The organism is Actinomadura formosensis (assembly GCF_050948385.1).
Lineage (GTDB): Bacteria > Actinomycetota > Actinomycetes > Streptosporangiales > Streptosporangiaceae > Spirillospora > Spirillospora formosensis.
Genome location: NZ_CP192011.1, coordinates 5,258,320 through 5,283,035, shown reverse-complemented (window position 1 = coordinate 5,283,035; position 24,716 = coordinate 5,258,320). Strand labels below are relative to the sequence as shown.

Below are 24,716 nucleotides of genomic sequence, written 5' to 3'. Positions count from 1 at the left end.
ATGCTGATATGCGCAGATAGTCTCTGAGGCTGGCCGCGCGGTGAATAATGAATGCCCGGCATATCGGGGCGGGTGGGAAGCGTGCCCCGATATGCCGGGCACCCTCTATGTCACTCAGTGGAGGTAACGCATCCGTGCCACCTCCTTTCTGCCAAGACGGATCTGAGGTCGGTCAGCTGAGGCGGACTCTGAGTCGAGCCACGCCTCGCAGCGTGAGGTTCCGGTGGTAGACGGGCTCGTCGGCAAGGCGGATGCCTGGGAACTCGGTCGCGAGCAGGCCGAGGAAGACCTGTGCCTGGAGGACCGCCAGCGACTGCCCGAGGCACGAGTGGGCGCCCCGGCCGAACCCCAGATGCGGGTTGGGATGGCGGGTGAAGTCCAGTTCGTCGGGCTCGGCGAACTTGGCCGGATCCCGGTTCGCGGCGGCCAGCAGCAGCGTCACCGCTTCGCCGGGCGCGATGACATGGCCGCCGACGCGCGTCCTCCGTACACACGCCCGCCCGTCGGCCTGCACCGGCGTCACGTACCGGACCAGTTCCTCCACTGCGAGTGACAGGTCAGCCCGGGTGAAACGTGCCAAAATGTCCGGCGCGTTCAGCAGGACGACCAGAGCGTTGCTGAGCAGCCGCCCCGCCGATTCGAACCCGGCGTGCAGGACGGCCCGCAGCGTGTTCAGCAGCACCGGGCGCGCGATGCCGGAGCCGGGCGCCTTGGCCGCCACATGCGCCACCAGCCCGTCCGCCGGCGGGTCGTCCAGCCACCGGCCGGTGTATTCGGCCAGCTCAGCGCGGGCTCGCACGGCGGGTCCGGCGGTCTCCGGCCAGATCCCGGCGTCCATGCCGTTCACGATCGTCTGCGACACGGGCAGGAACCACGCGGCGTCGATGGGCGGCGCCCCGAGCACCGCGGTGATGGTGTCCAGTGCGAGTGGCGCGGTGAGGTCGGACACGCAGTCGAACTCCCCGGCCGCGCGCAGCCGCTCGGCTCGGGCGCGGACCTGCGCGGCGATGCGCTCGCGCAGCATGCCCAGGTCGAGACTGCGGACCGCGTCGACCATGAAGTGCCGGATGGCCGTGTGCTCGGGCGGGTCGAGTGACTGGATGCTCAGCAACGGCTCCGGTACGACCTCGCCGATCCGGCGCCAGTCCGAGGCGAACGATTCCGTGTCGCGCAGCACCGCGGCGCAGTCGTCGTACCGGGTCACCACCCAGGAGTCGAGGAAGGCGCTGCGGTAGACGGGCGCGCTCTCGCGCAGGCGGCCGAAGAGGGAGTAGGGATCCAGCAGCGCCGCGGGCTCCGCGAGTCCCGCGGCCGGGTCTGCGGCCGGCGCCTCCGACATATCGACCTCCTCGCACGGACGGCTACCGGCGAGCGGCCTCAGGCCCGTTCGTCGCATCCCGGACGGGGTTGCCGAGAGGGCGACGGCGCTGTCGCTCAGGTTTCCGATAGATCATCCGAAACATGATCTTTACCGATGGTAAATGGGCAAGGCGGAATTGCCGAGTGCCGGATCCGGCCACCGGCCTTCCATATCCCCGCACGCTCCGCTATGGCATGATCTTGTAGTTCCGCCTCACCGCCGAGGAGGTCGCCTGTGAGGGTTCTGCTGACCAATCGTGGGTTCCGGCTCCTGATCATCGGCTAGTCCTTGTCGACCCTGGGTGACCGGGCACTCATCATTGCCTTCGGCATCTGGGTAAAAGAGCTGACCGGCAGCAATGCCGCGGCGGGTGGCGCGTTCTTCTTCGTCGCCCTGCCGTTCCTGTTCGCCCCGTTCGCCGGGGTGCCCATCGACAGGTTCCCGCGGCGCCAGATCTTCATCGTGACCAACCTGGCGATGGCGGGCGTCATGCTGCTCGGCCTGCTGGTGCGCGGCGAGGGCCAGGTCTGGCTGCTGTACGCGACCATCCTCTGCTACGGCATCGCCGCTGTGATCATCACCGCCACCCAGGCCGCCCTCGTTCCGGCGATCGTGGACGAGGACGCACTCCCCGACGCCAACGGCCCGCTGCAGACCTCCGCCGACGGAGTGAAGTTGCTGGCTCCCCTCTTCGGCGCGGCGTTGTTCACAGTGGTGGGCGGCCACGCAGTGGCTCTGCTGGACGCGGCGACGTTCCTGGTGGCCGCGGTATGCGTGTGGCTCATCCGGGCGCTCGGTGACCAGCGTCACGTCACCGGTGCACTGGAGTTGCGCGAAGAGGTGCTGTCGGGCCTGCGCCACATCTACCGGTCCCGCCACTGCGCACGCTGGTGGGCGCACTGGGCCTTGCCATGCTGGTGACGGGCTTCTCTCAGACTCTCATCTTCTCCATCGTCGACGACGGGCTTCACCGCGCTCCCGTGTTCGTCGGCGTGCTGAGCAGTGTGCAGGGCGCGGGCGCGATCTGTGCCGGCCTGGCGGCGGGCGCCGCCATCCGCCGCGTAGGCGACCTGCGCACGGTGATGCTGGGCATCGCCCTGGTCACGGTGGCGTCCTTGGTCTATCTGGCGCCCGCCATCCCCCCGGTGGCGGTGGGGGCGTTCCTTTTCGGCTTCGGCATGTGCTGGACGACCGTCGGTCTGGTCATGGCGGTGCAGCGACGAACGCCCGACGCCCTGCGCGGCCGAGCACTGACCGCGGCGATGGGCGTCGTCAGCACTCCGCAGACCGTCTCCATCGCCCTCGGCACGGCACTGCCCCTAGTCGTCGACTACCGGGTCCTGCTGGTCCTCATGGCCGCGGTCACCGCCGTGTGCGCCATCTGGCTGGTACACGTACCGGCCGAAACCGAGCCGCAGGACCCTCCGCGCAAAGACCTCGACCCGGCACCCCGAAAACCTGAGCCTTCGGTTCGCTCGCCGGGCACTAAGAAGTCATCTCATTTGGCGAGGCGGCGGTGACAGATGAGGGTGGCGGCGATGCCGACGAAGGCGAGGAAGTGCTCGGGTTTGCGTTCGTAGCGGCGGTGCAGTCGGCGGCAGCCGCTCAGCCAGGACACCGTCCGTTCCACCACCCAGCGGTGCCGCCCGAGCCGGTCGGAGGACTCGATGCCGCGTCGGGCGATGCGCGGGGTGATGCCCCGCCTGTGTAGCCAGCGCCGCAGGTCGGCGTAGTCGTAGCCCTTGTCGCCGTGCAGCTTGGCCGGGCGGCGCCGGCGCGGCCCGTGCCGGGAGCGGATCGGCGCGATGCCCCGCACCAGCGGCTCCAGCGCGAGCTTGTCGTGGGTGCCGGCCGCCGAGATCCCGACAGACAGCGGCAGGCCGGCACGATCGACCAGCAGATGGATCTTCGCCCCACGCTTGCCGCGGTCTACAGGATTCGGGCCTGTCAGCTCCCCCCTTTGGCGGCGCGGACACTGACCGAGTCGATCGCGCACCGCGACCAGTCGAGTTCTCCGCGCGCGCCCAGCTCGTCCAGCACCAGGCGATGCAGCTTGCCCCACACCCGCGCGGCCGTCCACTCGGTGAAGCGCCGGTGCGCGGTAGGACCCGACGGCCCGAACACCGGCGGCAACTGCTGCCACGTACAACCCGTGGTGGCCACGAAGATGATCGCCGCCAGCACCTCACGATCCCCGTACCGGCGCCGGCCACCCCCCTGCGGCCGCGTCGGAGCGGGCGGCACCACCCGCTGGAACAGCTCCCACAACTCCTCGGGCACCAGCCGCTCGACCATCTCCACGACCGCAGGCTACCGCCACCAAACCAAATGAGATGACGTCTTAGAAGTCCGAAGCTCTCCGGTGGCTCCGTGTCCGCGCCCACCTGCGCGTACTCTCCGGCAGTACCGTGCGCCACGCAAGATCATTCGTGCATGTTCCGGATCTTGCTCGTGAGGCCACTCTCTGCTCCGCGGGAGTCTCCACGCCCTGCCGGGCTCACAGGTAGATTGGACATCATGACCGCTCAGCCCGAGGAACCGACCGCGCCGCGCGATCCAGGTGAGGATCCGGCCGCGATCTTCGATGCGCTCCCGCCGGCGCATCGTGACCAGTTCCGGGCCGAGTATGACGAGGCGCTCGACGCGGCTCACGACCTGGCGCGGTTCAAGCAGGTCCAAGCCCTGCTGCGCCGGTGGCGCCTGCGGGCCATCGCCTACGACCGTCCCGGCTACGAAGAAGCGGTGCAGGACGCCCTACAGGGCAGGGAAGACAGCTTCGTCCGCTACACCCCTCCGGGCTGGGAAGGCCGGGTGTGACGTACCGCTGGGACGGCTTCCACGGACGCGCGCTGTACGAGCTGAACGGGCTCCCCAACGAAGTCCGCGACGGCCCACTACTTGAGCGCCTCCTTGACCTCCTGGAAACGCCATGGGATGCGGTGCCTGAACGGCCAGGCCAGACAGCCATCCGACACGCCTTCTTCAGCGCGAACGGCGAGGGCATGCTCACGCTGCTGGTCGACGACGAGGCTGAGACGCTGCGCATCATCGACATCCTGTGGATGGGGTAGCGGCGTAGCCGCTGTTCTTCCCCACCTTCCTTCCCCCGACCCGTCGAGACCTGTACCTAGCGGCGGACGGGTTCTGTCAAGGGTGGCGTAGCCATCACGTAGTGACGCCCGAAGGGCGCCCTTGACAGGTTCCGGCCGCCGCCATCCTCAACACCCCGGGTCGGGGGGAGCCCCGCACCCTTCCAGCTCGGCTATCAACGATGCGCTGCCGCGGGTTAGGCTCCCGGAATGCTGTCTCGCGTGCTTCGACGCATAGCGGTTGTGCTGGTCGGCTGGCTGGGGTTGGTTCTGGTGCTGGTCTTGGCATTGGCCGGGGAAGCGCTGTGGTGGGTGCGCTGCTTGGAGGCTCTCATCGGGGCAGCTCTGTTGTGGTGCACATGGGTTCTTTGGCGCAGGTGGCTTCGCTGAATGAGTGGCGGCGGCGCGCCCCCGCGTTGGCCGTTCGGGGCGGGGCCGGCGGGCGTGGCGCGATGCGCGGTCCGGCGCGGCCGTCCGGTGACCGGCGCCCACGCCGCACGCTCCGGGCGGCCTCGCGCGGGGCCGCGCAGCGGTCTGAGCGCCGCCGCCCCTTGACCGCGTGAAGTGGCGTCCGCCAAAGCAGAACGGGGCCGTTGACCGGCGCGTCGTGGTGAACCCGGCCCAAGCTCGGGAACTGCTGACGGCGGTGTCCTATGTCGGCCGGTTGCGCGGCCCTCGGCTGCGGACGATGTTCGCGTGCATGTACTTCGCCGGCCTTCGTCCGGCTGAGGCGGCGGGCCTGCGGCGGCAGGACTGCGAACTTCCGGCAACCGGCTGGGGCCTGATCAACCTCAAGAAGACCCGGCCCCAGACGAACAAGCGGTACACCGACTCGGGGGAGACCTTCGACGATCGGGGCCTCAAGCATCGGGACGATGACATCGTCCGGCCGGTCCCGATCCCGCCTGAGCTGGTGGCGATTCTCCGGGAACACCTCGACACCTTCGGGACGGCCGAGGACGGACGGCTGTTCGTCACCAGTAGCGGCCGGTCGTTCTCTGGCTCGGCCTACGCGCAGGTCTGGAAGCGGGCTCGCGCCCTGGCCCTCATGCCCGAACAGATCGAGTCCCCGTTGGCGGCATGATCGGCAACTGTGGTGGAGAGGCTCCGGGGCGTTTCGGGGCCTCTCTTCTCTTGTGTGCTGACCTGGGCAAACGCGGCCCAGGTCATTCCGCGTATATTCCGGGAGCGGTGCCGCGCGGCTGCCTTCGGTGGCATCCGGCTGCATCCGGCGGAACCGGCGCGAGAGAGATCCTCGCAGGTCAAAGCCTTGATCGGCTGATAAGAGGGGCGCGCCCGGCAGGATTCGAACCCGCGACCGTCGGATTAGAAGTCCGATGCTCTGTCCAGCTGAGCTACGGGCGCCCGGCGCCCGGCGGGACGCCGGGACACAGTGTAAGGGTGCGGGTCCTTCAGCTCCACATCTATCACGCCACCACCATGGGTGAACGGGCCGTGGGGATGGGGTTGGGGATCTATCTTTGGGTGCTGTGGCGGTGGACATTGAGGTGCCGCTCTCCGGCGGGGACGTGTCGGAGGGTGTGGTGCGGGTCGGGGAGACGGTGCGGAGGCCGTTGCGGGCGCACAGCCCGGCCGTGCACGGGTTGCTGCGGCATCTGGAGAAGGTGGGGTTCGACGCGGCGCCGCGGGTGCTGGGGGTCGATGAGCGGGGGCGGGAGGTGCTCAGCTGGGTGCCGGGGGAGGTACCGCATCGGCCGCTCGCGGCGTATGTCGTTTCGGAGGACGCGCTTCGGGGTGTCGGGCGGCTGCTGCGGCGGTACCACGAGGCGGTCGCGTCCTATGAGGTGCCGGAGGGGACGTACTGGGACGAGGACACCTCCAATATGGACGGGGAGCCCGAAGTCGTCGGGCACTGCGATGTGACCCCGGAGAATGTCGTCTTCCGGGCCGGTGTGCCCGCGGCGCTGATCGATTTCGATCTGGCGCGGCCCACTACGCGGTTGTTCGATGTGGTCACGGCGTTGCGGCATTGGGGGCCCATCGAGGATCCGGCCGATCGGGATGCGCTGTTGTACCGGGCCGATGTGGGGCGGAGGCTGCGGGTCTTCTGTGATGCGTACGGGTTGGAGCGTGAGCTGCGGCGGGACGTGCTGCCGGCGGCGCGGGTGAGGTTCGAGCGGTCGTATCGGGCGATGAGGGAGAGGGCGGAGCGCGGTGGGGGATGGGCCCGGATCTGGCAGGGCGGCGCGGGGCCGCGGATTCGGCGGGCGCAGGACTGGCTGGAGAGGCACTGGGATGAGCTTGATGCGTGTCTCTGCTGAGGGGCTCGTGCTGGGGGCCGTGCTCGACGCCTTTCTGGGGGATCCGCGGCGGTGGCATCCGGTCGCGGGGTTCGGGCGTGTCGCCGGGGTCGTCGAGCGGTGCGTTTACGCGGATTCCCGGTGGCGTGGGATCGTCCATGCCGGGGTTCTCGTGGGGGGCGCGGGTGCGGTCGGTGTCGTGTTGGAGAAGGTGAGCCGGCGGCCTGTCGTGCACGCTCTCACCACGGCCGGGGTCACTTGGGCCGTGCTCGGGGGGACGTCGCTCGGGCGTGAGGGGCTCGTCATGGCCCGGGTGCTGGAGCGGGGGGATTTGGAGGCGGCCAGGGAACGGCTTCCGCATCTGTGCGCACGGGATCCGAACGGGCTGGACGCCGCCGGGGTGAGCCGGGCGGTTGTGGAGTCGGTCGCCGAGAACACGTCGGACGCTTCGGTGGCTCCTTTGCTGTGGGGGGCGGTGGCGGGCATTCCCGGGTTGCTGATGTACCGGGCGGTGAACACGCTCGACGCGATGGTCGGGTACCGGAATCCGAGGTATGAGCGGTTCGGGTGGGCGGCGGCCCGGCTTGACGACGCCGCCAACTGGGTTCCCGCGAGGGTGACCGGGGCGCTGGTCGTGGCCTGCTCGGGGGGCGGGGCCTGGCGGGTTCTCCGCAGGGACGGGAGGAAGCATCCGAGTCCCAATGCCGGACGGGTCGAGGCGGCGTTCGCCGGGGCGCTCGGTGTGCGGCTCGGGGGCGTGAACGCTTACGGGGGGCGGGTCGAGCGGCGGCCCGAGATGGGGGACGGCAGGGCTCCCGAGGTGCGGGACATCAGGAGGGCCGTCCGGCTGTCGGCGGCGGTCACGTTCGCGGCGGCGGCCGTCATCGGGGTGCTGCGGTGAGCGGGCTCCTCGTGGCGGGGACGACGTCCGATGCGGGGAAGAGCGTCGTCACGGCGGGGTTGTGCCGGTGGCTGGCCAGGCAGGGGGTGAAGGTCGCGCCGTTCAAGGCCCAGAACATGTCGCTGAATTCGATGGTGACGGGGGACGGGGCGGAGATCGGGCGGGCGCAGTACATGCAGGCCCAGGCGGCGGGGGTCGAGCCCAGGGCCGTCATGAATCCCGTGCTGCTCAAGCCGGGCAGTGATCGGCGCAGTCAGGTCGTCCTTCTGGGGCGGCCGGTGGCGGAGGTCGATGCGCTGCAGTACGGGCGGCACAAGGAACGGCTCAAGGGCGTGGTCCTGGAGAGTCTCGCCGAGTTGCGCGCCGAGTACGACGTCGTGGTGTGCGAGGGCGCCGGGAGCCCGGCCGAGATCAATCTGCGGGCCGGCGACATCGTGAACATGGGGCTGGCGCGGGCGGCGGAACTGCCGGTCGTCGTCGTCGGCGATATCGACAGGGGCGGTGTCTTCGCGTCCCTGTACGGGACGGTCGCCCTGATGGAGCCCGCGGATCAGGCTCTCGTCGCCGGGTTCGTCATCAACAAGTTCCGGGGCGCGCACGAACTGCTGGAGCCGGGCTTGGAACAGCTGCGGATGCTGACCGGGCGCCCGACGCTGGGCGTGCTGCCGTGGAAGCTCGGGCTGTATCTCGACTCCGAGGACACCCTGGCCTTGGATGCGCCGAGGCCGGACGCGAAGGGGCCGTACGGGAGAGAGACGCTGCGAATAGCCGTCGTCCGGTTCCCGCGCATCTCGAATTTCACGGACATGGACGCCCTGGCCTGCGAACCGGGGGTCGTCGTCCGGTACGCGGCGAGCGCGGGGGATCTGGCCGAGGCCGACCTCGTCGTCCTGCCGGGCACCAGGGCCACGGTGAACGACCTGGCCTGGCTTCGCGACAGGGGAATGGCCGACGAGATCGAGAAGCGGGCCAAAGAGGGGCGGCCCGTGCTCGGTATCTGCGGCGGCTACCAGATGCTCGCCGAAGAGATCGTGGACGACGTCGAGTGCAGGGCCGGACGCGTCCAAGGTCTCGGGCTCCTGCCCGCGCGAGTCGAATTCGGGGAGGAGAAGACCCTCGGGCGGCCCACGGGACGCGCCTATGGCGAGGACGTCCATGCCTACGAGATCCACCACGGAATCGTGACCGCGCAGGGAGAACCTTTCCTGGACGGCTGCCGGAAGGACGCCGTGTGGGGGACGACCTGGCACGGCGCCATGGAGAACGACGGGTTCAGAAGGGCGTTCCTCAAGGACGTGGCCGAGCGGGCGGAAAGGGACTTCACCCCCGCGCCCGGCGTGTCGTTCGCGGCGCTGCGGGAGGCGACCCTGGACGCGCTCGGCGATCTCGTCGAGGAGCACCTCGACACCGGCGCCGTGTGGCGGATCATCGAGCGGGGCGCGCCGCCGGGCCTGCCGGTAGTCCCTCCCGGCGGGGCACCGGAGGCGCCGTCCGGTCACGCACGGACGTCCCCGCCGCGGCGGTAGGGTGAGCCACTCAGGCCGCAACAGGCATCAGGAGGAACGTTCCGTGACCGAGCCGCGGTCCAGTCTCATCGTCCCGCTGCTGAAGGCACGGGTGCCGGCCGAGATCCAGCTGGAGTTCCCGCTGCCCGCGGAGGAGGAGCCGATCCGCGACCCGTTCGCCGGTGACCTCTACATCACCTACGCGCTGGAGATCGCCGACGAGGGCGCCCCGTCCGGCCGCCGCTACGAGCATGTGGCCCGCCGGCACTGCGCCGAGCTGGGCGTGGCGCCGGGCGAGCTGCGCCGCCGCGCGGTGATCAACCTGCGCGACCTGCGGCCGGAGCTGGGCCTCAGCTGGTACCCCGACGTCCGCGCCGTGACGGTGTCGCTCGGTGGGGCGGCCGGGCGCGGAACCCTGGAGTCGGGGCTTCTGCTGGACGACGGGTTCCTGGAGAAGCTGGCCCAGGACGTGGAGGGCGATCTCGTCGTCGCGGTGCCCGCGCGCGATGTGTTCGTGGCGTCCGGAACCGGCCATCCGGACGGCATCGACCGGTTGCGCTGGGCGGTCGCGCAGGTGTGGGCCCAGGACCGCGACGCCGCCGACCCCGCGTGGGAGGTGCCCGCCGGGAACCTGCTCACCCACAACCTGATGGTGCGCCGCGGCGGTGTGTGGGACGTCCTCCCGAGCTGAAGGGCACCACGGAGGGGGCGGCACGCGCCGTGCCGGCATGCCGCTCCGCTCGCTCGGATAACCGGTGGGGAACGCCGGACATGCGGCGTAGTTTGTGCCGACATGGTTTCGCTGCATCAGCTACTGGCCTTCTCGGCGGTGGCGCTGGCCATCATCGTCATCCCCGGGCCGTCCGTCCTGTTCGTGGTCGGCCGGGCGCTGGCGCACGGCCGCCGCACCGCACTCGCCGGTGTCGTCGGCGGGGTGCTCGCCGCGCTCGTGCTGACCGTCGCCGTCGCGGTCGGCATCGGATCGCTCGTGGAACGCTCCGTGGTCGTGTTCACCGCGCTGAAGATCGTGGGCGCGGTCTACATCGTCTACCTCGGCGTCCAGGCCATCCGGCACCGGCGTTCGCTGCGGGAGGCCATCGGCGCGGACGGTCCGGGCGCCGCCGGTGGCCGGGCGCTCCGGCAGGGCTTCGTCGTCGGCGTCACGAACCCGAAGACGACGGTGTTCTTCGCGGCCGTGCTGCCGCAGTTCGTCGTCCGCGAGCAGGGGCACGTCCCGCTCCAGATGACGGTCTTCGGGGCGGTCTTCGCGGTCATCATGCTACTCAGCGACAGCGTGTGGGGCATCGCCGCCGGGACGGCCCGCGACTGGCTCGCCCGCTCGCCCCGCCGCCTCGCCGTGCTCGGCGGCACCGGCGGCCTGATGATGATCGGCCTCGGCGTCACCATCGCCGCCACCGGCCGCAAGGACTGAACCCCGCCTCGCCCGGCTGTGGGACGCCGGCCCTCCACCCGTACGCTGGGACTCTGCGGATGGGAGGAAGCGTGGACGTGACGGACGACGTGCTCGGCCCCGGATACGAGGCGATCGAGCTGCCGATGGGCCGGGACGCCGAGGGCGAGGTCGTGGCGACGCTCGTGCGGCGGCGCCGCACCGACCCGTCCCGGCGGGCGGTGCTGTACGTGCACGGCTTCATCGACTACTTCTTCCAGAAGCACCTGGCCGACTTCTACATGGACCTCGGCTTCGACTTCTACGCGCTCGACCTGCGCAAGTACGGGCGGTCGCTGCGTCCGCACCAGACGCCGAACTACGTCGAGAGCCTGTCGGACTACTTCCCGGAGATCGACGAGGCGGTCCGGATCATCCGGGACGTGGACGGCCACGACACGCTTCTGCTGAACGGCCACTCGACCGGCGGCCTGATCGCCGTGCTGTGGGCCGACAGGGTCCGGGGCAAGGGCCTGGTGGACGGCCTGTTCCTCAACAGCCCGTTCTTCGACCTCGCCGAGCCGCTCCTCATGCGCAAGGCGGGCGCCGGGCTCGCGCGGGCGCTGCGGTCACGGTTCCCGAAGGCCAAGCTGCCGGCGGGCGTGTCCGACCTGTATCCGCGCAGCCTGCACCGCGAGCACGAGGGCGAGTGGGACTTCGACCTCGGCTGGAAGCCGCTGCTCGGGTTCCCGGTGCGGGCGGCGTGGCTCGCCGCGGTCCGCCGCGGTCAGCTCCGCCTGCACCGGGGCCTGGACGTGGACGTGCCGGTCCTCGTGATGGCGTCGGCGCGCAGCATCCGCCCGACCCGCAGGGTGCTGGACGTGACGGGCGCCGACGCCGTCCTGGACGTCGAGCACATGGCCCGCTGGGCGCCCAGGATCGGATGGCATGTCACGCTCGTCCGGATCGAGGGCGGCCTGCACGACCTGGTGCTGTCCGCCGAACCCGCCCGCACCCGGGTGTTCGAGGAGCTGACCCGCTGGACGAACGGCTACCTGCCCGCCGGGGCCTAGCCGCGGATCTTCGACATGTCGAAGTCGTCGAAGTCGGCGACGATCTGCTCGGCCGCGTTGCCGCCCCGCTGGATCTGCAGCCCGACCCACCCGTTGGGGAGCGGCTGGTCGGTGTCGGTCTCGTCGATGACCTTCTCGCCGTTCACCCAGAGCCGCAGCCGGACCTTCGGGCCGTCCTTCTCCTGACCCTCGCAGGCGGCCTGCACCTTGTTCGGCCCCTTGGCGTCGAAGCCGGGAACGGAGTCGGGGGTCGCGAGGTCCTTCGTGCCGCGGTCCGCGTTGACCTTGCGGAGCACCGCGCCCTTGCCGTCGTGGCGGACGAGGAACATGTACTGCTTCTTGTTCTTGTCCTCTCCGGTCGCCCGGCAGAGCAGGCCGAACATGCTGTCCGCGGCACCCTGCTCGACGGACACCGTCACGGTCGCCAGGATCGGGTCGGGGAAGTCCTCCACCCTGGCCTTCGGCACCCAGCGCGCGACCTCACCGGCGGTGGTGCTGGTCTGCATGCGGTACTTGCCGTTCTCGTAGCCGTAGGTGTTGTCGTACATGTCGCCCCAGTTGGAGCCGGTGTTGGAGAACGCGTCGCTGAACGCGGTCGCGAGGTCGTCGGGCGGGCCGTCCGGACGCAGGACGGTGAGCCCGACGACGGCGAGCAGGAGCACCGCGACGGCCGCGCCCCCGATGAGCAGCGGGCGGCGGGGAAGACTCCCGCCGCCCGGCCGGGGGCCGGGACCGGGGCGGGTGTCGCGGCGGGTGGTGTCGGTGCCGTGCGGGGCGGCCGGCTGCTGGAACGCCGTGGGCGCGGCGGCCGGCTGCGTGGCGGGTCCGGCGGCGGGCCGGTGCCAGCCCGCCTGGACGGTCTCGGCGAGCGTCGCCGGGTCCGTGGTCCCGTTGCCGACGAGCCGCCCGAGCACCTCCTGGACGGACGGGCGGCGGCGCGGGTCCTTGTCGAGCGCGGCGGCGACGACGTCCCGCAGGCCGGAGTCGAGCCCGTCCAGCTTCGGCTCCTCGTGCACGACGCGGTAGAAGATCTCCGGGACGGTGTTGCCCGCGAACGGCGCGGCCCCCGTCCCGGCGTAGGCGACGACGCAGCCCCACGAGAACACGTCGGACGTGGGCGTCACCTGCTCGCCGCGCAGCAGTTCGGGCGGCAGGTAGTTCGGCGTCCCGACGAACTGCCCGGTGCGGGTCGGCCCGTCGGAGGCGTCGAGTGCGCGGGCGATGCCGAAGTCGATGACGCGCGGTCCGGTGGACGACAGCAGGACGTTCGCGGGTTTGAGGTCGCGGTGGACGATCCCGGCGCCGTGGATGGCGGCGAGCGCGGTGGCGACCCCGACCGCGAGGCCCTCCAGGTCGGAGCCGGGCAGCGGGCCGCGCTCGGCGACCGCGCTCTCCAGGCTCGGCCCCTCGATGTACTCGGTGACGACGTACAGCGGGTCCTGGTCGAGTTCGGCGTCGATCACGGGCGCGGTGCAGAACCGGCGGACCTGCCGCGCGGCGGTCACCTCGCGGCGGAACCGCTCCCGGAACGCGCCCTCCCCGGCCAGCTCCCGGTTGATCACCTTCACCGCGACACGGCGCCCGGAGGCGTCCTCACCGAGGTATACCGTTCCCATGCCGCCCCGGCCGAGACGCCCGATCAGCCGGTACGGGCCGAGCTCTGCGGGGTCCTCGGGGCGCAGGGCCTCACCGTTCTGTCCTGCGTGCGTGGTCATCGTGATCCTGGAAGGGAGTCGGGGGGAGTCTTTCGCAGCACCCTAGCGGCCTGCCGTCATTCGGACGCGCCAAGTCGTCAGGAGGTTCGCCGTGCCCGCGCAAGAGTGCGGAACGGCGGCAGTTTCTCGCCGGTGAGTCCGAACGCGTACGCCACGACGCGGCTCGACCAGCGCTGGCAGCCGACGGCCAGCGCGTAGAGGGGGCGCGGGTAGCGGCCGGTGAACGGGATGACCAGCCAGCTGAGCGGCATCACGATGACCAGCGCCGCGTACATCAGCAGCATCGCGACCAGGTGCGGGATGACCAGCAGCCCCCGGAGCGGGGTGAGCCAGCGTCTCGGGCCCCGCCAGGCGGCAGGGAACGGCAGGTCGACCGTGACGGCCCGCCCGTCCGGCGCCGGCTCCCGTGCGGGGGCCGGCTCGGGGACGGGGCCCGGTCGCGGTGCCTCCGCGTGCACCGCGGGAGCGTCCGGGACGGGCTCGGGCACCGATGCCCGGACCGGTTCCGGCCCCCGCCAGGACATCGAGATCGTCTCGGTGGCGCGCTCCAACTCGGCCTTTTCCGGACCGACGAGCCGGGTGAGGAGTTCCCGCGCGGTCGGCCGCCTCCCGGGCTCCTTGCCGAGCGCGGCGGCGACGATCTCGCGCAGCCGCGGGTCGAGGCCGGTGAGGTCGGGTTCCTCGTGGCCGACGCGGTGGAACGTCTCCGCGACCGTCCCGCCCTGGAACGGGGGACGTCCCGTCCCGGCGTAGGCGACGACGCAGCCCCACGCGAACACGTCCGACGCCTGCGCGACCGGCTCGCCCCGCAGCACCTCCGGCGCGATGTAGTTCGGCGTCCCGGTGAACTGCCCGGTGCGGGTCGGGCCGCCGGGCGCGTCGAGTGCGCGGGTGATGCCGAAGTCGATGACGCGCGGTCCGGTGGACGACAGCAGGACGTTCGCGGGTTTGAGGTCGCGGTGGACGATCCCGGCGCCGTGGATGGCGGCGAGCGCGGTGGCGACCCCGACCGCGAGGCCCTCCAGGTCGGAGCCGGGCAGCGGGCCGCGCTCGGCGACGGCACGCTCCACGCTCGGCCCGTCGATGTACTCGGTGACGATGTAGGGCGGGTCCTGGTCGAGTTCGGCGTCGATCACGGGCGCGGTGCAGAACCGGTGGACGCGCCGTGCGGCGGTCACCTCGCGGCGGAACCGGTCGAGGAACGCGGGCTCCCCGGCGAGGTCCCGGTTGACGACCTTCACCGCGACCCGGCGCCCGTCGGGCTCGGCGCCCAGGTAGACGGTCCCCATGCCGCCGCGGCCGAGCCGCCCGAGCAGGCGGTAGGGGCCGAGGACGCGGGGTTCGTCGCGCTCGAGCGGTCCGGCGGCGGTCGTCGTCATGGGGGGCGGCACTCCTTGGAAGATCGTCTCTGCCGTCCAGCCTAAGGGAGCGGGCGGGCCCCGGTGGGCCGGTCAGGGGATCAGCAGGAGCTTGCCGGTGCTGCGCCGCGCCTCCAGATCGGCGTGCGCGGTGCGGGCGTCGGCGAGGTCGTAGCGGTGCCCGACATGCAGCTTCACCGCGCCGGATCCGATCCAGCCGTAGACCTCGGCGGCCCGCTCCAGCAGCTCTTCGCGCTTCTCGACGAAGTGGACGAGGGACGGCCGCGTCAGGTAGACCGAACCGGCCTTGTTGAGCCGCTGCGGGTCGAACGGCGGCACCGCGCCGCCCGCCGACCCGTACAGCGCCAGCGTGCCGCGCCGCCGCAGGCTCGCCAGGCTTCCGTCGAACGTGGGTGCCCCGACACCGTCGTACACGGCGGCGACCCCCTCGCCGCCGGTCAGCTCCCTGACCCGGGCGGCGAAACCGTCGTATCCCATCGTGACGTCCGCGCCCGCGTCCTTGGCGAGCTTCTCCTTCTCCGGGGTGGACGCCGTCCCGATGACGCGGGCGCCGAGGGCCTTCGCCGTCTGGGTGAGCAGCAGGCCCATCCCGCCCGCCGCCGCGTGCACGAGGACGGTGTCGCCCGCCTGGACGGGATAGGTCGAACGGGTCAGGTAGTGCGCGGTCATGCCCTGCAGCAGCGACGCCGCCGCGTCCTCAAGCCCGACGCCGCCCGGCACGGGGACGACCTTGTCCGCCGGGATGACGGCCTTCTCCGCATAGCCGCCCTGGATGTTGGCCCAGGCCACGCGGTCGCCGACCGAGAACTCGCGGACGCCGCCGCCGACCGCCGCGACCGTCCCCGCCGCCTCCACACCCGGCGTGTACGGGAGTTCCTGCGGGTAGGCGCCCGTCCGGTAGTAGACATCGATGAAGTTGACGCCGGCCGCCGCCACGTCGATCAGCACCTCGCCGGGGCCCGGCTCCGGGTCGGGACGGTCCGCCGGCGTCAGGACCTCGGGTCCGCCGTGTTCGGTGATGACGATCGCGCGCATGTCGTCCTCCTGCGGCTCGGAAATGACGATCTCGAAAAACCGGGGGCCGGCGGCGGTTATTCCACCCGCGCGGCGGTCAAACCCAGTCGCGCATCGTCCGGCCGACGAGCGCGACGGCCTCCTCCACCCGGGCCGCGACCGTCCCGGCGTCCCAGATGTCCTGGCGGGCGCAGTCCTCGAACGCGACCTTGACCGCGGCCAGGTAGAACGCGACGACGATCCGCGGTCGCAGGTCGTGCTCCAGGTCGACGCCCTCGCGCCGCGCGATCTGCGCGGCGAGCGCCTCCGCGGCCGCCGAGTACCGCGCCATCTGCGCCGCCATCAGCGACGGCGTCCTTTCGATCACCTGGCGGACGCGGCGGAACCGGACGCCGTCCGCGGGGGCGCCCTCCGCGATGGTCTGCAGCACCACGCGCATCGACTCGAACAGCGCGGTGAACGGCCGCTCCCCGGGCGGGCGGGCCGCCAGCGCGTCCGCGAGGATCTGGTCGTGCTCGGTCAGGAAACTCGTGACCACATCCTCCTTGGTGGCGAAGTAACGGAAGAACGTCCGTTGCGACACCTCCACCGCCGCCACGATCTCGTCGATCGTCGTGGCCTCGTAGCCCTTGGCGAGGAACAGTTCGAGGGCGGCGTCGATGAGCGCGAGCCGGGTCCGCTGCTTCTTGCGCTCGCGAAGCCCGGCCAGCGCGCGGTCCGGCGCCGGGACGCGGCCTGACGTGCGGCCTGATGTGGGGCCTGACGGGTCGCCGGCAGAGACGGCGCTCATCGGCTCGCTCCTTCTATCCGCCTGACACGGGCACGGGCCGCCCGGCTCACAGAGGCTTCTATCACGGACGGAGCCTCCGCATGCAGGGCGGGTTCCGGCCACCGGAAGACACCTTCCACGGTAATTGGCGCACCGGGAGAACACGCTTCACTCTCATTCCGGGCACCAGGATCGTGAGAATGCCGTACCGGCCGTCCCACTCTGCGGATTCTCCCTGCACAACCGCGTTTTTCGAGTCATGCTGAGAACCGGTCACCATTCGTCGCCGGATGATCGCCCAAGGTCATCGGGGCGGCTCGGACCACGGTGAGGCGGCTGATGTCTGTAGTCGGTGGACAAGAGATCGCCGAGGTGCGCCGGCGTCACCTCGTGGCGCTCGCGCGTGAGATCGAGGCCCGGGGCCTGCCCTGCAGATTCGCGGGGCCCGGCCAGGCCCTGCTGGTCGTCTACGGCCCGCGGACCCGCCGCCGCCTCATGGTGGTCGCGACCCCGACCGGCGAGGGCTGGTCGTACCTGTGGGCGAACGGCGGCATGGCCGACGTGACCGACCTCCTCCTGGCCGCCGACCGCATCAAGGCTCTGCTGGACTGACCCCCGCCTTGCTCCCGGAGCGGCGGCTTCCCTAGACTTTGATGCGAACATTTGTTCGAAGCCGCATGCCCTTCCCCCGTGCGGTGAGCGGGAGGGTGAGGCGGATGACACGCGTGTTCGGTGATCCGGTGGACGTCTGGACGAACGACGGCCGCCCGGTCCGGTTCGTCTGGCGCGGCCGGCTCTACGCCGTCCGGAGGGTGCTGGAGCACTGGGTCACCACCCGTGACTGGTGGCGGGAGCAGCAGCCCGCCGGCGAGGCCGCCGGGGAGCGGGAGTTCTGGCGGGTCGAGGCGACCCCGGACAGCGAGATCGGCGTCTACGAACTGCGCCATGACGCGGCCTCGGGCGCCTGGCTGCTCTCCCGGATGTGGGACTGACGCGTGCGTCCCCGGGGCCGCGGCTCCGGCGCCGCCCCTAGCCTTCGCGGCCGAGCTGGAGGCGGGTGATCTGGAAGACGGTGGCCATGCAGAGGGCGGCGGCGAGGGCCTGGAGAGCGGCCGCCGCCACGCCCACGTGGACGTCGAAGCGGGCGTCGGCGAGGGTGTCGACGCTGCCGTGGGCGAACATGTGGCTGAGGAGCAGGCCGAGAAGGGCGCACACCCACCAGCCCGCCACGACCAACCCGGCGGCGTGGCGTTCGGTCATCCGGTACCGGCCGCTGTTGACCCACACCTCGTACACCATCCGCGGCGGCAGCCACAGGTTGACGACGGGCATGAACCAGCCGAGCAGCACCCAGGCGCGGTGGTGCCGGTGCGGGCCGGGCGACTGCCGGAACGCGCGCCACAGCCAGGTCAGGTAGAGCAGCCCGGTGACCGTGGCCATGATCGTCCCGATCGTGAACACGTCGGTGTAGGGGGCGAGGGCCTTGCCGGTGGTCACCGCGTCATAGCTGTCGTGCGTCGCCCCGCGCAGCGGATGCGCGATCCTCAGCAGGCTGATCCCCGAACCGAGGGCGACGAACGCGTTGAAGCCGAGCAGCATGAACACGGCCACGCCGACCGCGCGGAAGTCGCGGCGCCGCGCCCACGCGCCGCACGCCGGGCACCGGTCGACCTCGGTCGGGATGATGTCGCCGCACAACGCACACGGCATGATCAGCCTCCCTCGGCCTTTGCGCCTAGCTGCTTCGGATACTACGTACGTTTGACTGCCGCGGCCTCACGAGGGTTCGCGGACGGGGCCCACCGATCGTCACACGCGGAACATGAACTCCGCGGCCGAACAGGCGAAGCCGGCGGTGACGGCCGCCCAGGCGGCGAGCCTGCCGAGGCCGCCCGTGGCCACCAGCCGCTCGGGGCGGAAACCGGTCACCGCGAGCAGCGCCCACCATTGCGCGGTGAGCGCGATCGTCGCGTACAGCGAACCGAACCCGATGAGCGAGAAGAACAGGACGACGGCGACCGGGGTCGCGGTGTGCGCGAACAGCGCGGCCCCGCGGGCCGGGCCGTGCAGGCCGCTGCGCAGCCGCAGGAGGACGACGCCCCAGCCGATGCCGCACAGACCCCAGATGACCAGGACGGTCACGGGCATGCCGTTCAGCGACTCCGGTGCCAGTGCCGTGTTCCTTCCCCCGAGTGCCCCGTATCCCGTCTTCCCGTGCGTTCGCCGCGGGTCAGGTCATGAGGCCCGACTCCCACGCCCAGGCGGCCGTCTCCACCCGGTTCCGGGTGCCCAGCTTGCGGTGGACGCTCCCGAGATGCGTTTTGACCGTGGAGAGCGACACGAACAGCTCCCCGGCGATCTCCTCGTTCGTCCGGCCGCGGGCGACGAGCCTGACCACGTCCAGCTCCCGGTCGGTGAGCGGCTCGCGCGGCGGCACGGGCGCCGGCCGCGGTCTCGCGAGCCGCTCCAGCAGCCGGACGGTGATGGACGGCGACACCAGCGACCCGCCGGTCGCCGCCGCGCGGACCGCCTCCACCAGCAGTGCGGGCCCGCTGTCCTTCAGCAGGAACCCGACCGCGCCGCCGCGCAGCGCCCCGTACACGTACTCGTCCATGTCGAACGTGGTGACGATCACGATGCGGAGCGGGTCGGGGACGCCCGGGCCGGCCAGCGCGCGGGTCGCCTCCAGCCCGTCCGCCTTCGGCATCCGGATGTCGAACAGGCACACGTCGGGACGGAGCCGGCGGGCCAGCGCGACGGCCTCGGCGCCGTCGGCGGCCTCCCCGACCACCTCCATGTCGGGCTGTGAATCGACGATCATCCGGAATCCGGTCCGGACCATCTCCTGGTCGTCGGCGACAAGTACGCGGATGGCCACGAGAGCGATTCTGTCAGCATTCCCGGCCCGGCGTCCCTCCGGCGGGCAACCACGCGACGACCTCCCAGCCGCCCTCCGGGCGCGGACCGGCGCGCAGCCGCCCGCCGAGCGCGCCGACCCGCTCGGCGAGCCCGGGGAGCCCGAACCCGCCGGACGGCAGCCGCCGGCCGCGTCCCCGCCCGTCGTCGCGCACCGCCACCTCGACGTCGCCGCCGATCCGCGCGAGCGTCACCCGCACGGTCGCGGCGTCGGCGGCGTGCTTGCGGATGTTGGTCAGCGCCTCCTGCACGACGCGGTGCGCCGACGCCACCACCTCGGGCGGCAGCGGGCCGAGGCCGGGCGCGAGCGTCAGCGCGGCCGGCGGATGGGCGAACCCCTCGACCAGGGCGCGCAGCTGCGCGAGGTCCCCGACGGGACGGGTCGTGGCGCCGCCGTCCGCGACGGCCTCCCCGTCCGGGGCGTTGACGTTCTGGGCGTCGCGCAGCAGGCCGACCATGCGGCGCATCGAGGTCAGCGCCTCGGTGCCGGCCTTCTCGATCCCGCCGAACATCGTGTCGAGCTGCTCCGGCGACTGCCCCGCCCCCGCCTGGGCGGCGAACCGGGCGGCCTGCGCCTGGACGACGATGCCCGTCACATGGTGGGCGACGAAGTCGTGCAGGTCGCGGGCCAGCTCCAGCCGCTCGTCCCGCCGCGCCGCCGCCAGCGAACGGGACCGCCGCGCGTCCAGCGCCCGCAGGTAGAGGCCGATGCCGAGGGCGATCGCCACGGTGATGCCGAGCGGCGCGCTGTACAGGACCGCGCCGAACACGGCCCAGCGCAGCGGTATCGCGAGGACCGCCGTGCCGAGCAGGAACGTGAGCGGGACGAGCTGCTCGCGGCGCGCCTTCCACACCACCCGCGCGATGACGATCAGCAGGCCGCCGATCTCGGCGAACAGGCTGGGGGCGTTGAAGTGCGGCCGGACCGCCATCCCGAGGTACAGGGTGGTGAACGCCGACAGCGTCCCGGCGGCGGCCGCCCAGGGGACGAGGCGTCCGGACACCGCGGCGATGTTCGCGACCGCGGCGACGAGCACCATCCACAGGTTGGCGGCGACGCCGGAGGTGGCCCGGGCGGCGGCGACAAGGCTGACCAGCAGGTACAGGGCCGCGAACGCCGAGTACGCGGCGCGCACCACGCAGCCGCCCACCGAGTGGATGCGGTCCAGCCGGGCCCCGATGTCGCTCACGTCAAGGCAGCGTACGACCCCTGGCCGACCGGCGGATCGGCCATTCGGACGATCCCGCCCGGTCCCGTCCGAACCTGTGTCCGATGTGGGCGGCCGGCCGTCCGGCGCAGGCTGGGGGCATGTACCTGATCTCTGTTCCCCGCACGGCTCCCCGCACATGATGGAGAGCGTCCTCATCGGGCGCGGGCTGGTGAAGCGGTTCGGGACGGCCGTCGCGCTGGACGGTGTCGACCTGGCCGTGGGCCGCGCCGAAGCCGTCGCGATCATGGGTCCGTCCGGCTCGGGGAAGTCGACGCTGCTGCACTGCCTCGCCGGGATCATGAAGCCGGACACGGGGGAGGTGCACCTGCTCGGCCAGCGGATCGACACGCTGGGCGAGCGGCGCCGCAGCGCGCTGCGCCGCACCCGGTTCGGCTTCGTGTTCCAGTTCGGGCAGCTGCTCCCCGAACTGCCCGCCGTGGAGAACGTCGCGCTGCCGCTGATGCTGAACGGCACGGCCCGCCGGGATGCGGTGCGCGCGGCGCGCACGTGGTTCCCGCCGCTCGGCCTGGCCGGGATGGAGCTCCGGCGGCCGGGCGAGCTGTCCGGCGGCCAGGCGCAGCGGGTCGCGATCGCCCGCGCGCTCGTCACCGGTCCCGCCGTCGTGTTCGCCGACGAGCCGACCGGCGCGCTCGACCAGGCGACCGGTCACGACACGATGCGGTTGCTCACCGACGCGACCGGGCGCAACGGAGCCTCGCTGATCGTCGTCACCCATGACCCGTCCGTGGCGGGCCGGTGCGACCGGATCATCGAGGTCCGGGACGGCCGCGTGCTGGGAAGGGCGGCCTGATGCGCACGGCACTGGGGCTGTCCTGGCGGCTGCTTCGCGGCGGGGGTCGGCGCGGCATGCTGGGATCGCTCCTCACCCTGGCCGCCGTCGCCGTCTCCACGGGGCTGCTGCTGTTCGCGGTGGGCGCCGACCACGCGTTCTTGCAGCGCGCCCATGCCGACGCTTGGCGGCATCCAGGGGCATCGGTCGCGAATCCCACCGCGATTGAGGCGCTGTCCACCGACTACGTCCGGGGCGAACCGATCACGATCGTCGAGCTGGCGGCCCTCAACGGTGATGCTCCAGTTCCTCCCGGTATGCCGCGTTTCCCGAGGCCGGGGGAGACCTGGACATCGCCCGCGCTGGCCCGCCTGATGAAGGACCTGCCCGCCGACCGGCTCGCCAGGCGGTTCCCGCCCCCGGCCGGGACGCTCGGCCGGGACGCCCTCGTCCACCCCGGCGAACTCGTCGCCGTGATCGGGCGGACCGCGGACGATCCCGCCATGACCGCCCACCGCGACGAGAACGAGCACATGGGGACGACCGGCGCCCCGTCCCGCATCGACCGGTTCGAGACCGACGCCTCCTGGGCCGCGGACATCTACCTGCTCCTCGCCGGACTGGCCTCGGTGCTGATGGTCGTCCCGCTGCTGGTGTTCGGCGGCGCGGCGGCACGCCTCACCGTGGCCCGGCGCGACGCCCGGCTCGCCGCCCTCCGGCTGGTCGGCGCCACCCCCGGCCAGGTCGTCGCGATCACCACGGCCGAGGCGGTGCTGACCGCCGTCGCGGGCGCGGTCGCCGGGCTGCTGCTGTACACGGCGGCGATCCCGGCGCTGACCCGGATAACGATCGCAGGCGGCGGCTGGTTCGCCGCCGACCTGTGGCCCGGCCTGCCGCTCGCCGCCGCCGTCCTCGCCGCGGTGCCCGTCCTCGTCGGCGTCAGCGCCGTGATCGGCCTGCGCCGTATCGTCGTCAGCCCGCTCGGCGTGGCGCGCCGGGAGACCCCGCCGGGCCTGCGGGCCGTCCGGATCGTGGTGCTGCTCGCCGTCGTGGTCGCGTTCGCCGTGGCCGGCGGCGGGCTGATCGACATGGGCCGGGCGGGAATGATCGTGCTGATGGTCTTCCTCGTGTCGGCCTTCCTCGCGATCAACTTCGCCGGCCCGTTCGCGGTGTCGCTGATCGGCCGCCTCACCGTCGGCATGGCACGCCGCCCGGCCCGGCTGCTCGCCGGGCGCCGGCTCGTGGACGACCCGCGCTCGGCCTGGCGGACGGTCGCCGGCGTCGCGCTCACCGGGTTCATCGCCGGTTTCCTCGCCCTGCTGAACGCGCCGCCGGGCGTGTCCGGCCGCTCGGACGAACTGCGGGTGGACGTCCCGTACGTGAACTCCGCGACCGTCGCGGACCAGGCGAGCGAACGCCTCACCGGCCTGGCCGCCGCCGTCTCGGTGCGGAAGATCGAGACGAAGGACGACCCGCCGGCCGCGCACAGCCCCGTCACCACTACGGGTGTCGTGACGATCACCGTCCCCGGGGGGACGGCCGCCGTCGACCGGGCCCGCACGGCGCTGACCGGCCTCGTCCCCGGCAAGGTCGCCACCACCCCCGCGGACGACGGCGTGCCGGGCGACCGGCTGCTCGCCGACCTGCGGACGGGCGCGCTCACCGTGCTCGTCGTCTCGTTCCTGATCGCCATCACCAGCGCGGGCATCACGGGGGCGTCCGCCGTCCTGGACCGCCGGCAGGCCTACGCGATGCTGCGCCTGGCGGGCACCCCGCTGTCCGTCCTGGACCGGGCGAGACGCCAGGAGACGCTGATCCCGCTCGTCGTCATGGGGGGCGGCTCCCTCCTCACGGGCCTGTTCTTCGGGCTGCCGTTCGCGCGGGGCTTCGGCTTCTCCGGGCTGGTGGGGCTCGCCGCGTTCGCCGTGCTGGGCTTCGGCGGCGTCCTCGGGGCGAGCGCGCTGAGCCGTCCGCTGCTCCGCGCGGTCACCCTCGACCCGGCCCCGCGCCCCGACTGAGCCGAATGAACGTTCGAAAATGTCAGAGGTGCGGCGTAGCGTTGACCACGTGATTTAGGAGACACCTGGGAACACGCGTCGAACCAAGTGGCTTGTAATCACGTACTTAGGGTATGTGGCATACCGGTGGTACCCGTACTGGAGCGGCCCACCGGGGTTCAAGGAAGGGGTGTTGGCATGAGCGCAGTGACCGACACGTTCCATCTCTCCCGCCCACGGCTGGACGGGCCCGCTGAGCGGACCGTGGTGGAGCCGTGGCTCACCGAACTTTCCCACGCGTCGCTGAACGCCTATGCCGAGCCCACGCCGCCGCTGGCCCCGGTCGAGGCCCTGCCCGTCCCGCGGCCCGTCCGTTCGCGGCCTCGCCCCGCCAGCCACGTCGCCGTCGCGGCCTGACCCGAACACCGAACAGGGGATCGAGCCATCTCGATCCCCTTTTTCGCGTCCATACATCTCATATATTGATACATCCTTCTCAAATTGCGAGAAGGCTCGTACCGTGGTGGCCATGTCGCCCTACATCCATGGCCACCACAAGACCGTCCTGAGCGCGCACCAGTGGCGGACGGTGGAGAACTCCGCCGCCTACCTGATCGAGCACCTGCGCCCAGGGCACAGCGTCTTGGACGTCGGCTGCGGCCCCGGCACGATCACCGCCGGCCTGGCCGCACGTGTCGCACCGGGCCGCGTCGTCGCCGCCGACTCCGCGGAGAGCGTCCTGGACGAGGCCCGCAAGAACACCGCGACCTTGGACAACGTCGAGTTCGCGGTGGCGGACGTCCACGCCCTGGACTTTCCGGAGGGCGCTTTCGACATCGTCCACGCCCACCAGGTCCTGCAGCATGTCCCCGACCCTGTCCAGGCCCTGCGTGAGATGCGCCGCGTCACCAGGCCCGGCGGCGTCGTCGCCGTGCGCGAGGTCGACTTCGGCGCCATGATCTGGCACCCGAACCCGCCCGGCATGGACTCCTGGCTGCCGATCTACTACAAGGTGGCCCGCGGTAACGGCGGCGAGCCCGAGGCCGGCCGCCGCCTGGTCTCCTGGGCCCGCGCCGCCGGCTTCGCCGACATCACCGCGTCCGCCTCCGCCTGGTGCTACGCCACCCCCGAGGAACGCGAATGGTGGAGCGAATCCTGGGGCGGCCGCCTGCTCAGATCATCCGTCGCCGACCACGCCATCGCCGGCGGCCACGCGACCCGTGCGGAACTCCAGCACATCTACGAAGGCTGGAAGCGGTGGGCCGCCGCCGAGGACGGCTGGTACTCGGTGACCCACGGCGAAATCCTCTGCCGCGCCTGACCGGGGGTTCACCTCGCCCGGCCCC

General features: G+C 71.9%; 27 protein-coding genes and 1 tRNA gene. 17 read left to right on the top strand and 11 right to left on the bottom strand.

Annotation, left to right across the window (positions count from 1 at the left end):
- Positions 1 to 172 precede the first annotated feature (172 nt).
- Positions 173 to 1,339: a cytochrome P450 gene (locus ACQP1N_RS24920; protein ID WP_433226945.1), complete on the bottom strand. Its 1,167-nt coding sequence runs from the start codon at positions 1,337 to 1,339 to the stop codon at positions 173 to 175.
- A 309-nt stretch (positions 1,340 to 1,648) separates the two neighbouring features.
- Between ACQP1N_RS24920 and ACQP1N_RS24915 the strand changes: the two genes are divergently transcribed.
- Positions 1,649 to 2,281, top strand: coding sequence for an MFS transporter (locus tag ACQP1N_RS24915; RefSeq protein WP_433226942.1), 633 nt, complete (start codon positions 1,649 to 1,651; stop codon positions 2,279 to 2,281).
- A complete protein-coding gene (locus ACQP1N_RS24910) occupies positions 2,251 to 2,880 on the top strand; it encodes an MFS transporter (RefSeq protein ID WP_433226940.1) in 630 nt (209 codons plus the stop codon). Before ACQP1N_RS24915 ends, ACQP1N_RS24910 begins: the two co-directional genes overlap by 31 nt.
- On the opposite strand, the gene ACQP1N_RS24905 is transcribed toward ACQP1N_RS24910, so the two are convergent.
- A protein-coding gene (locus ACQP1N_RS24905) for an IS5 family transposase (RefSeq protein WP_433232805.1) occupies positions 2,859 to 3,655 on the bottom strand; the annotation gives its coding sequence in 2 pieces (ribosomal slippage) (positions 2,859 to 3,313 and positions 3,313 to 3,655; 798 coding nt in all). The two genes, ACQP1N_RS24910 and ACQP1N_RS24905, sit on opposite strands and share 22 nt — an antisense overlap.
- Positions 3,656 to 3,877: 222 nt before the next feature.
- Between ACQP1N_RS24905 and ACQP1N_RS24900 the strand changes: the two genes are divergently transcribed.
- The 3 genes from ACQP1N_RS24900 to ACQP1N_RS24890 all read left to right on the top strand — a co-directional run bounded on the left by ACQP1N_RS24900 (position 3,878) and on the right by ACQP1N_RS24890 (position 5,533).
- Positions 3,878 to 4,177, top strand: a complete 300-nt coding sequence (locus tag ACQP1N_RS24900) for a DUF6247 family protein (RefSeq protein ID WP_067634761.1) — start codon at positions 3,878 to 3,880, stop codon at positions 4,175 to 4,177.
- Positions 4,174 to 4,431, top strand: coding sequence for a hypothetical protein (locus ACQP1N_RS24895; RefSeq protein WP_067804608.1), 258 nt, complete (start codon positions 4,174 to 4,176; stop codon positions 4,429 to 4,431). Before ACQP1N_RS24900 ends, ACQP1N_RS24895 begins: the two co-directional genes overlap by 4 nt.
- A 577-nt stretch (positions 4,432 to 5,008) precedes the next feature.
- Positions 5,009 to 5,533 carry a tyrosine-type recombinase/integrase gene (locus tag ACQP1N_RS24890; protein WP_433226937.1) on the top strand — a complete coding sequence of 175 codons (525 nt, stop codon included), beginning with the start codon at positions 5,009 to 5,011 and terminating at the stop codon, positions 5,531 to 5,533.
- 207 nt (positions 5,534 to 5,740) lie between these two features.
- Here ACQP1N_RS24890 and ACQP1N_RS24885 read toward each other — a convergent pair.
- Positions 5,741 to 5,814, bottom strand: a tRNA-Arg gene (locus tag ACQP1N_RS24885).
- Positions 5,815 to 5,939: 125 nt separating this feature from the next.
- Between ACQP1N_RS24885 and ACQP1N_RS24880 the strand changes: the two genes are divergently transcribed.
- The 6 genes from ACQP1N_RS24880 to ACQP1N_RS24855 all read left to right on the top strand — a co-directional run bounded on the left by ACQP1N_RS24880 (position 5,940) and on the right by ACQP1N_RS24855 (position 11,579).
- On the top strand, positions 5,940 to 6,731 hold the full coding sequence (locus ACQP1N_RS24880; protein WP_242608678.1) for a phosphotransferase enzyme family protein: 792 nt from the start codon (positions 5,940 to 5,942) through the stop codon (positions 6,729 to 6,731).
- Entirely contained in the window at positions 6,706 to 7,611 is a 906-nt protein-coding gene (locus ACQP1N_RS24875) for a cobalamin biosynthesis protein (RefSeq protein WP_433226935.1), read from the top strand. Before ACQP1N_RS24880 ends, ACQP1N_RS24875 begins: the two co-directional genes overlap by 26 nt.
- Positions 7,608 to 9,137 (top strand): cobyric acid synthase, encoded by a 1,530-nt coding sequence (locus tag ACQP1N_RS24870; protein WP_067804595.1) that lies wholly within the window; start codon positions 7,608 to 7,610, stop codon positions 9,135 to 9,137. Before ACQP1N_RS24875 ends, ACQP1N_RS24870 begins: the two co-directional genes overlap by 4 nt.
- 43 nt (positions 9,138 to 9,180) lie before the next feature.
- Entirely contained in the window at positions 9,181 to 9,807 is a 627-nt protein-coding gene (locus ACQP1N_RS24865; RefSeq protein WP_433226933.1) for a DUF1444 family protein, read from the top strand.
- A gap of 102 nt (positions 9,808 to 9,909) precedes the next feature.
- Positions 9,910 to 10,548: a LysE family translocator gene (locus tag ACQP1N_RS24860; protein WP_433226931.1), complete on the top strand. Its 639-nt coding sequence runs from the start codon at positions 9,910 to 9,912 to the stop codon at positions 10,546 to 10,548.
- Between the two features lie 71 nt (positions 10,549 to 10,619).
- Entirely contained in the window at positions 10,620 to 11,579 is a 960-nt protein-coding gene (locus ACQP1N_RS24855) for an alpha/beta hydrolase (RefSeq protein WP_433226929.1), read from the top strand.
- Here the strand turns inward: ACQP1N_RS24855 and ACQP1N_RS24850 are convergent.
- The 4 genes from ACQP1N_RS24850 to ACQP1N_RS24835 form a co-directional block, all read right to left on the bottom strand.
- A complete protein-coding gene (locus ACQP1N_RS24850; protein ID WP_131732458.1) occupies positions 11,576 to 13,294 on the bottom strand; it encodes a serine/threonine-protein kinase in 1,719 nt (572 codons plus the stop codon). The genes ACQP1N_RS24855 and ACQP1N_RS24850 overlap by 4 nt on opposite strands.
- Positions 13,295 to 13,371: 77 nt before the next feature.
- Complete coding sequence (locus tag ACQP1N_RS24845) at positions 13,372 to 14,673, bottom strand: DUF4389 domain-containing protein (RefSeq protein ID WP_131732457.1); 1,302 nt, start codon at positions 14,671 to 14,673, stop codon at positions 13,372 to 13,374.
- A gap of 72 nt (positions 14,674 to 14,745) precedes the next feature.
- Positions 14,746 to 15,708 carry a quinone oxidoreductase family protein gene (locus ACQP1N_RS24840; protein ID WP_067804664.1) on the bottom strand — a complete coding sequence of 321 codons (963 nt, stop codon included), beginning with the start codon at positions 15,706 to 15,708 and terminating at the stop codon, positions 14,746 to 14,748.
- Positions 15,709 to 15,784: 76 nt separating this feature from the next.
- Positions 15,785 to 16,477: a TetR family transcriptional regulator gene (locus ACQP1N_RS24835; protein ID WP_433226926.1), complete on the bottom strand. Its 693-nt coding sequence runs from the start codon at positions 16,475 to 16,477 to the stop codon at positions 15,785 to 15,787.
- Positions 16,478 to 16,795: 318 nt separating this feature from the next.
- On the opposite strand from ACQP1N_RS24835, the gene ACQP1N_RS24830 reads away from it, so the two are divergent.
- Positions 16,796 to 17,068, top strand: coding sequence for a hypothetical protein (locus ACQP1N_RS24830; RefSeq protein ID WP_067804668.1), 273 nt, complete (start codon positions 16,796 to 16,798; stop codon positions 17,066 to 17,068).
- A gap of 104 nt (positions 17,069 to 17,172) precedes the next feature.
- Complete coding sequence (locus ACQP1N_RS24825) at positions 17,173 to 17,448, top strand: DUF6504 family protein (protein WP_131732456.1); 276 nt, start codon at positions 17,173 to 17,175, stop codon at positions 17,446 to 17,448.
- A 37-nt stretch (positions 17,449 to 17,485) separates the two neighbouring features.
- On the opposite strand, the gene ACQP1N_RS24820 is transcribed toward ACQP1N_RS24825, so the two are convergent.
- From ACQP1N_RS24820 to ACQP1N_RS24805, 4 genes are all read right to left on the bottom strand, one after another.
- Positions 17,486 to 18,166 (bottom strand): DUF4328 domain-containing protein, encoded by a 681-nt coding sequence (locus tag ACQP1N_RS24820; protein WP_067804672.1) that lies wholly within the window; start codon positions 18,164 to 18,166, stop codon positions 17,486 to 17,488.
- 99 nt (positions 18,167 to 18,265) lie between these two features.
- Positions 18,266 to 18,604 (bottom strand): hypothetical protein, encoded by a 339-nt coding sequence (locus ACQP1N_RS24815; RefSeq protein WP_433226924.1) that lies wholly within the window; start codon positions 18,602 to 18,604, stop codon positions 18,266 to 18,268.
- An 82-nt stretch (positions 18,605 to 18,686) separates the two neighbouring features.
- Positions 18,687 to 19,334 (bottom strand): response regulator, encoded by a 648-nt coding sequence (locus ACQP1N_RS24810; RefSeq protein WP_084263347.1) that lies wholly within the window; start codon positions 19,332 to 19,334, stop codon positions 18,687 to 18,689.
- 13 nt (positions 19,335 to 19,347) lie between these two features.
- Complete coding sequence (locus ACQP1N_RS24805; RefSeq protein ID WP_067804677.1) at positions 19,348 to 20,562, bottom strand: sensor histidine kinase; 1,215 nt, start codon at positions 20,560 to 20,562, stop codon at positions 19,348 to 19,350.
- 160 nt (positions 20,563 to 20,722) lie between these two features.
- On the opposite strand from ACQP1N_RS24805, the gene ACQP1N_RS24800 reads away from it, so the two are divergent.
- The 4 genes from ACQP1N_RS24800 (at position 20,723) to ACQP1N_RS24785 (ending at position 24,691) form a co-directional block, all read left to right on the top strand.
- Positions 20,723 to 21,394 (top strand): ABC transporter ATP-binding protein, encoded by a 672-nt coding sequence (locus ACQP1N_RS24800; protein WP_067804719.1) that lies wholly within the window; start codon positions 20,723 to 20,725, stop codon positions 21,392 to 21,394.
- The gene (locus tag ACQP1N_RS24795) at positions 21,394 to 23,391 is read left to right on the top strand and encodes an FtsX-like permease family protein (RefSeq protein ID WP_433226921.1); all 1,998 of its coding nucleotides are present in this window, start codon (positions 21,394 to 21,396) and stop codon (positions 23,389 to 23,391) included. The genes ACQP1N_RS24800 and ACQP1N_RS24795 overlap by 1 nt, the downstream gene beginning before the upstream one ends.
- A gap of 177 nt (positions 23,392 to 23,568) precedes the next feature.
- Complete coding sequence (locus tag ACQP1N_RS24790; protein WP_131732455.1) at positions 23,569 to 23,787, top strand: hypothetical protein; 219 nt, start codon at positions 23,569 to 23,571, stop codon at positions 23,785 to 23,787.
- Between the two features lie 112 nt (positions 23,788 to 23,899).
- The gene (locus ACQP1N_RS24785; protein ID WP_433226919.1) at positions 23,900 to 24,691 is read left to right on the top strand and encodes a methyltransferase domain-containing protein; all 792 of its coding nucleotides are present in this window, start codon (positions 23,900 to 23,902) and stop codon (positions 24,689 to 24,691) included.
- The last annotated feature ends 25 nt before the right edge of the window (positions 24,692 to 24,716 follow it).

What these genes read in the sequence shown, in the direction of transcription:
- ACQP1N_RS24795 (WP_433226921.1), top strand. Translation starts at nt 21,394, where the DNA reads ATGCGCACGGCACTGGGGCTGTCCTGGCGGCTGCTTCGCGGCGGGGGT.
- ACQP1N_RS24850 (WP_131732458.1), bottom strand. Translation starts at nt 13,294, where the DNA reads ATGACCACGCACGCAGGACAGAACGGTGAGGCCCTGCGCCCCGAGGAC.
- ACQP1N_RS24840 (WP_067804664.1), bottom strand. Translation starts at nt 15,708, where the DNA reads ATGCGCGCGATCGTCATCACCGAACACGGCGGACCCGAGGTCCTGACG.
- ACQP1N_RS24825 (WP_131732456.1), top strand. Translation starts at nt 17,173, where the DNA reads ATGACACGCGTGTTCGGTGATCCGGTGGACGTCTGGACGAACGACGGC.
- ACQP1N_RS24875 (WP_433226935.1), top strand. Translation starts at nt 6,706, where the DNA reads ATGAGCTTGATGCGTGTCTCTGCTGAGGGGCTCGTGCTGGGGGCCGTG.
- ACQP1N_RS24820 (WP_067804672.1), bottom strand. Translation starts at nt 18,166, where the DNA reads ATGCCGTGTGCGTTGTGCGGCGACATCATCCCGACCGAGGTCGACCGG.
- ACQP1N_RS24845 (WP_131732457.1), bottom strand. Translation starts at nt 14,673, where the DNA reads ATGACGACGACCGCCGCCGGACCGCTCGAGCGCGACGAACCCCGCGTC.
- ACQP1N_RS24920 (WP_433226945.1), bottom strand. Translation starts at nt 1,339, where the DNA reads ATGTCGGAGGCGCCGGCCGCAGACCCGGCCGCGGGACTCGCGGAGCCC.
- ACQP1N_RS24790 (WP_131732455.1), top strand. Translation starts at nt 23,569, where the DNA reads ATGAGCGCAGTGACCGACACGTTCCATCTCTCCCGCCCACGGCTGGAC.
- ACQP1N_RS24860 (WP_433226931.1), top strand. Translation starts at nt 9,910, where the DNA reads ATGGTTTCGCTGCATCAGCTACTGGCCTTCTCGGCGGTGGCGCTGGCC.
- ACQP1N_RS24830 (WP_067804668.1), top strand. Translation starts at nt 16,796, where the DNA reads ATGTCTGTAGTCGGTGGACAAGAGATCGCCGAGGTGCGCCGGCGTCAC.
- ACQP1N_RS24800 (WP_067804719.1), top strand. Translation starts at nt 20,723, where the DNA reads ATGGAGAGCGTCCTCATCGGGCGCGGGCTGGTGAAGCGGTTCGGGACG.
- ACQP1N_RS24900 (WP_067634761.1), top strand. Translation starts at nt 3,878, where the DNA reads ATGACCGCTCAGCCCGAGGAACCGACCGCGCCGCGCGATCCAGGTGAG.
- ACQP1N_RS24835 (WP_433226926.1), bottom strand. Translation starts at nt 16,477, where the DNA reads ATGAGCGCCGTCTCTGCCGGCGACCCGTCAGGCCCCACATCAGGCCGC.
- ACQP1N_RS24785 (WP_433226919.1), top strand. Translation starts at nt 23,900, where the DNA reads ATGTCGCCCTACATCCATGGCCACCACAAGACCGTCCTGAGCGCGCAC.
- ACQP1N_RS24815 (WP_433226924.1), bottom strand. Translation starts at nt 18,604, where the DNA reads ATGCCCGTGACCGTCCTGGTCATCTGGGGTCTGTGCGGCATCGGCTGG.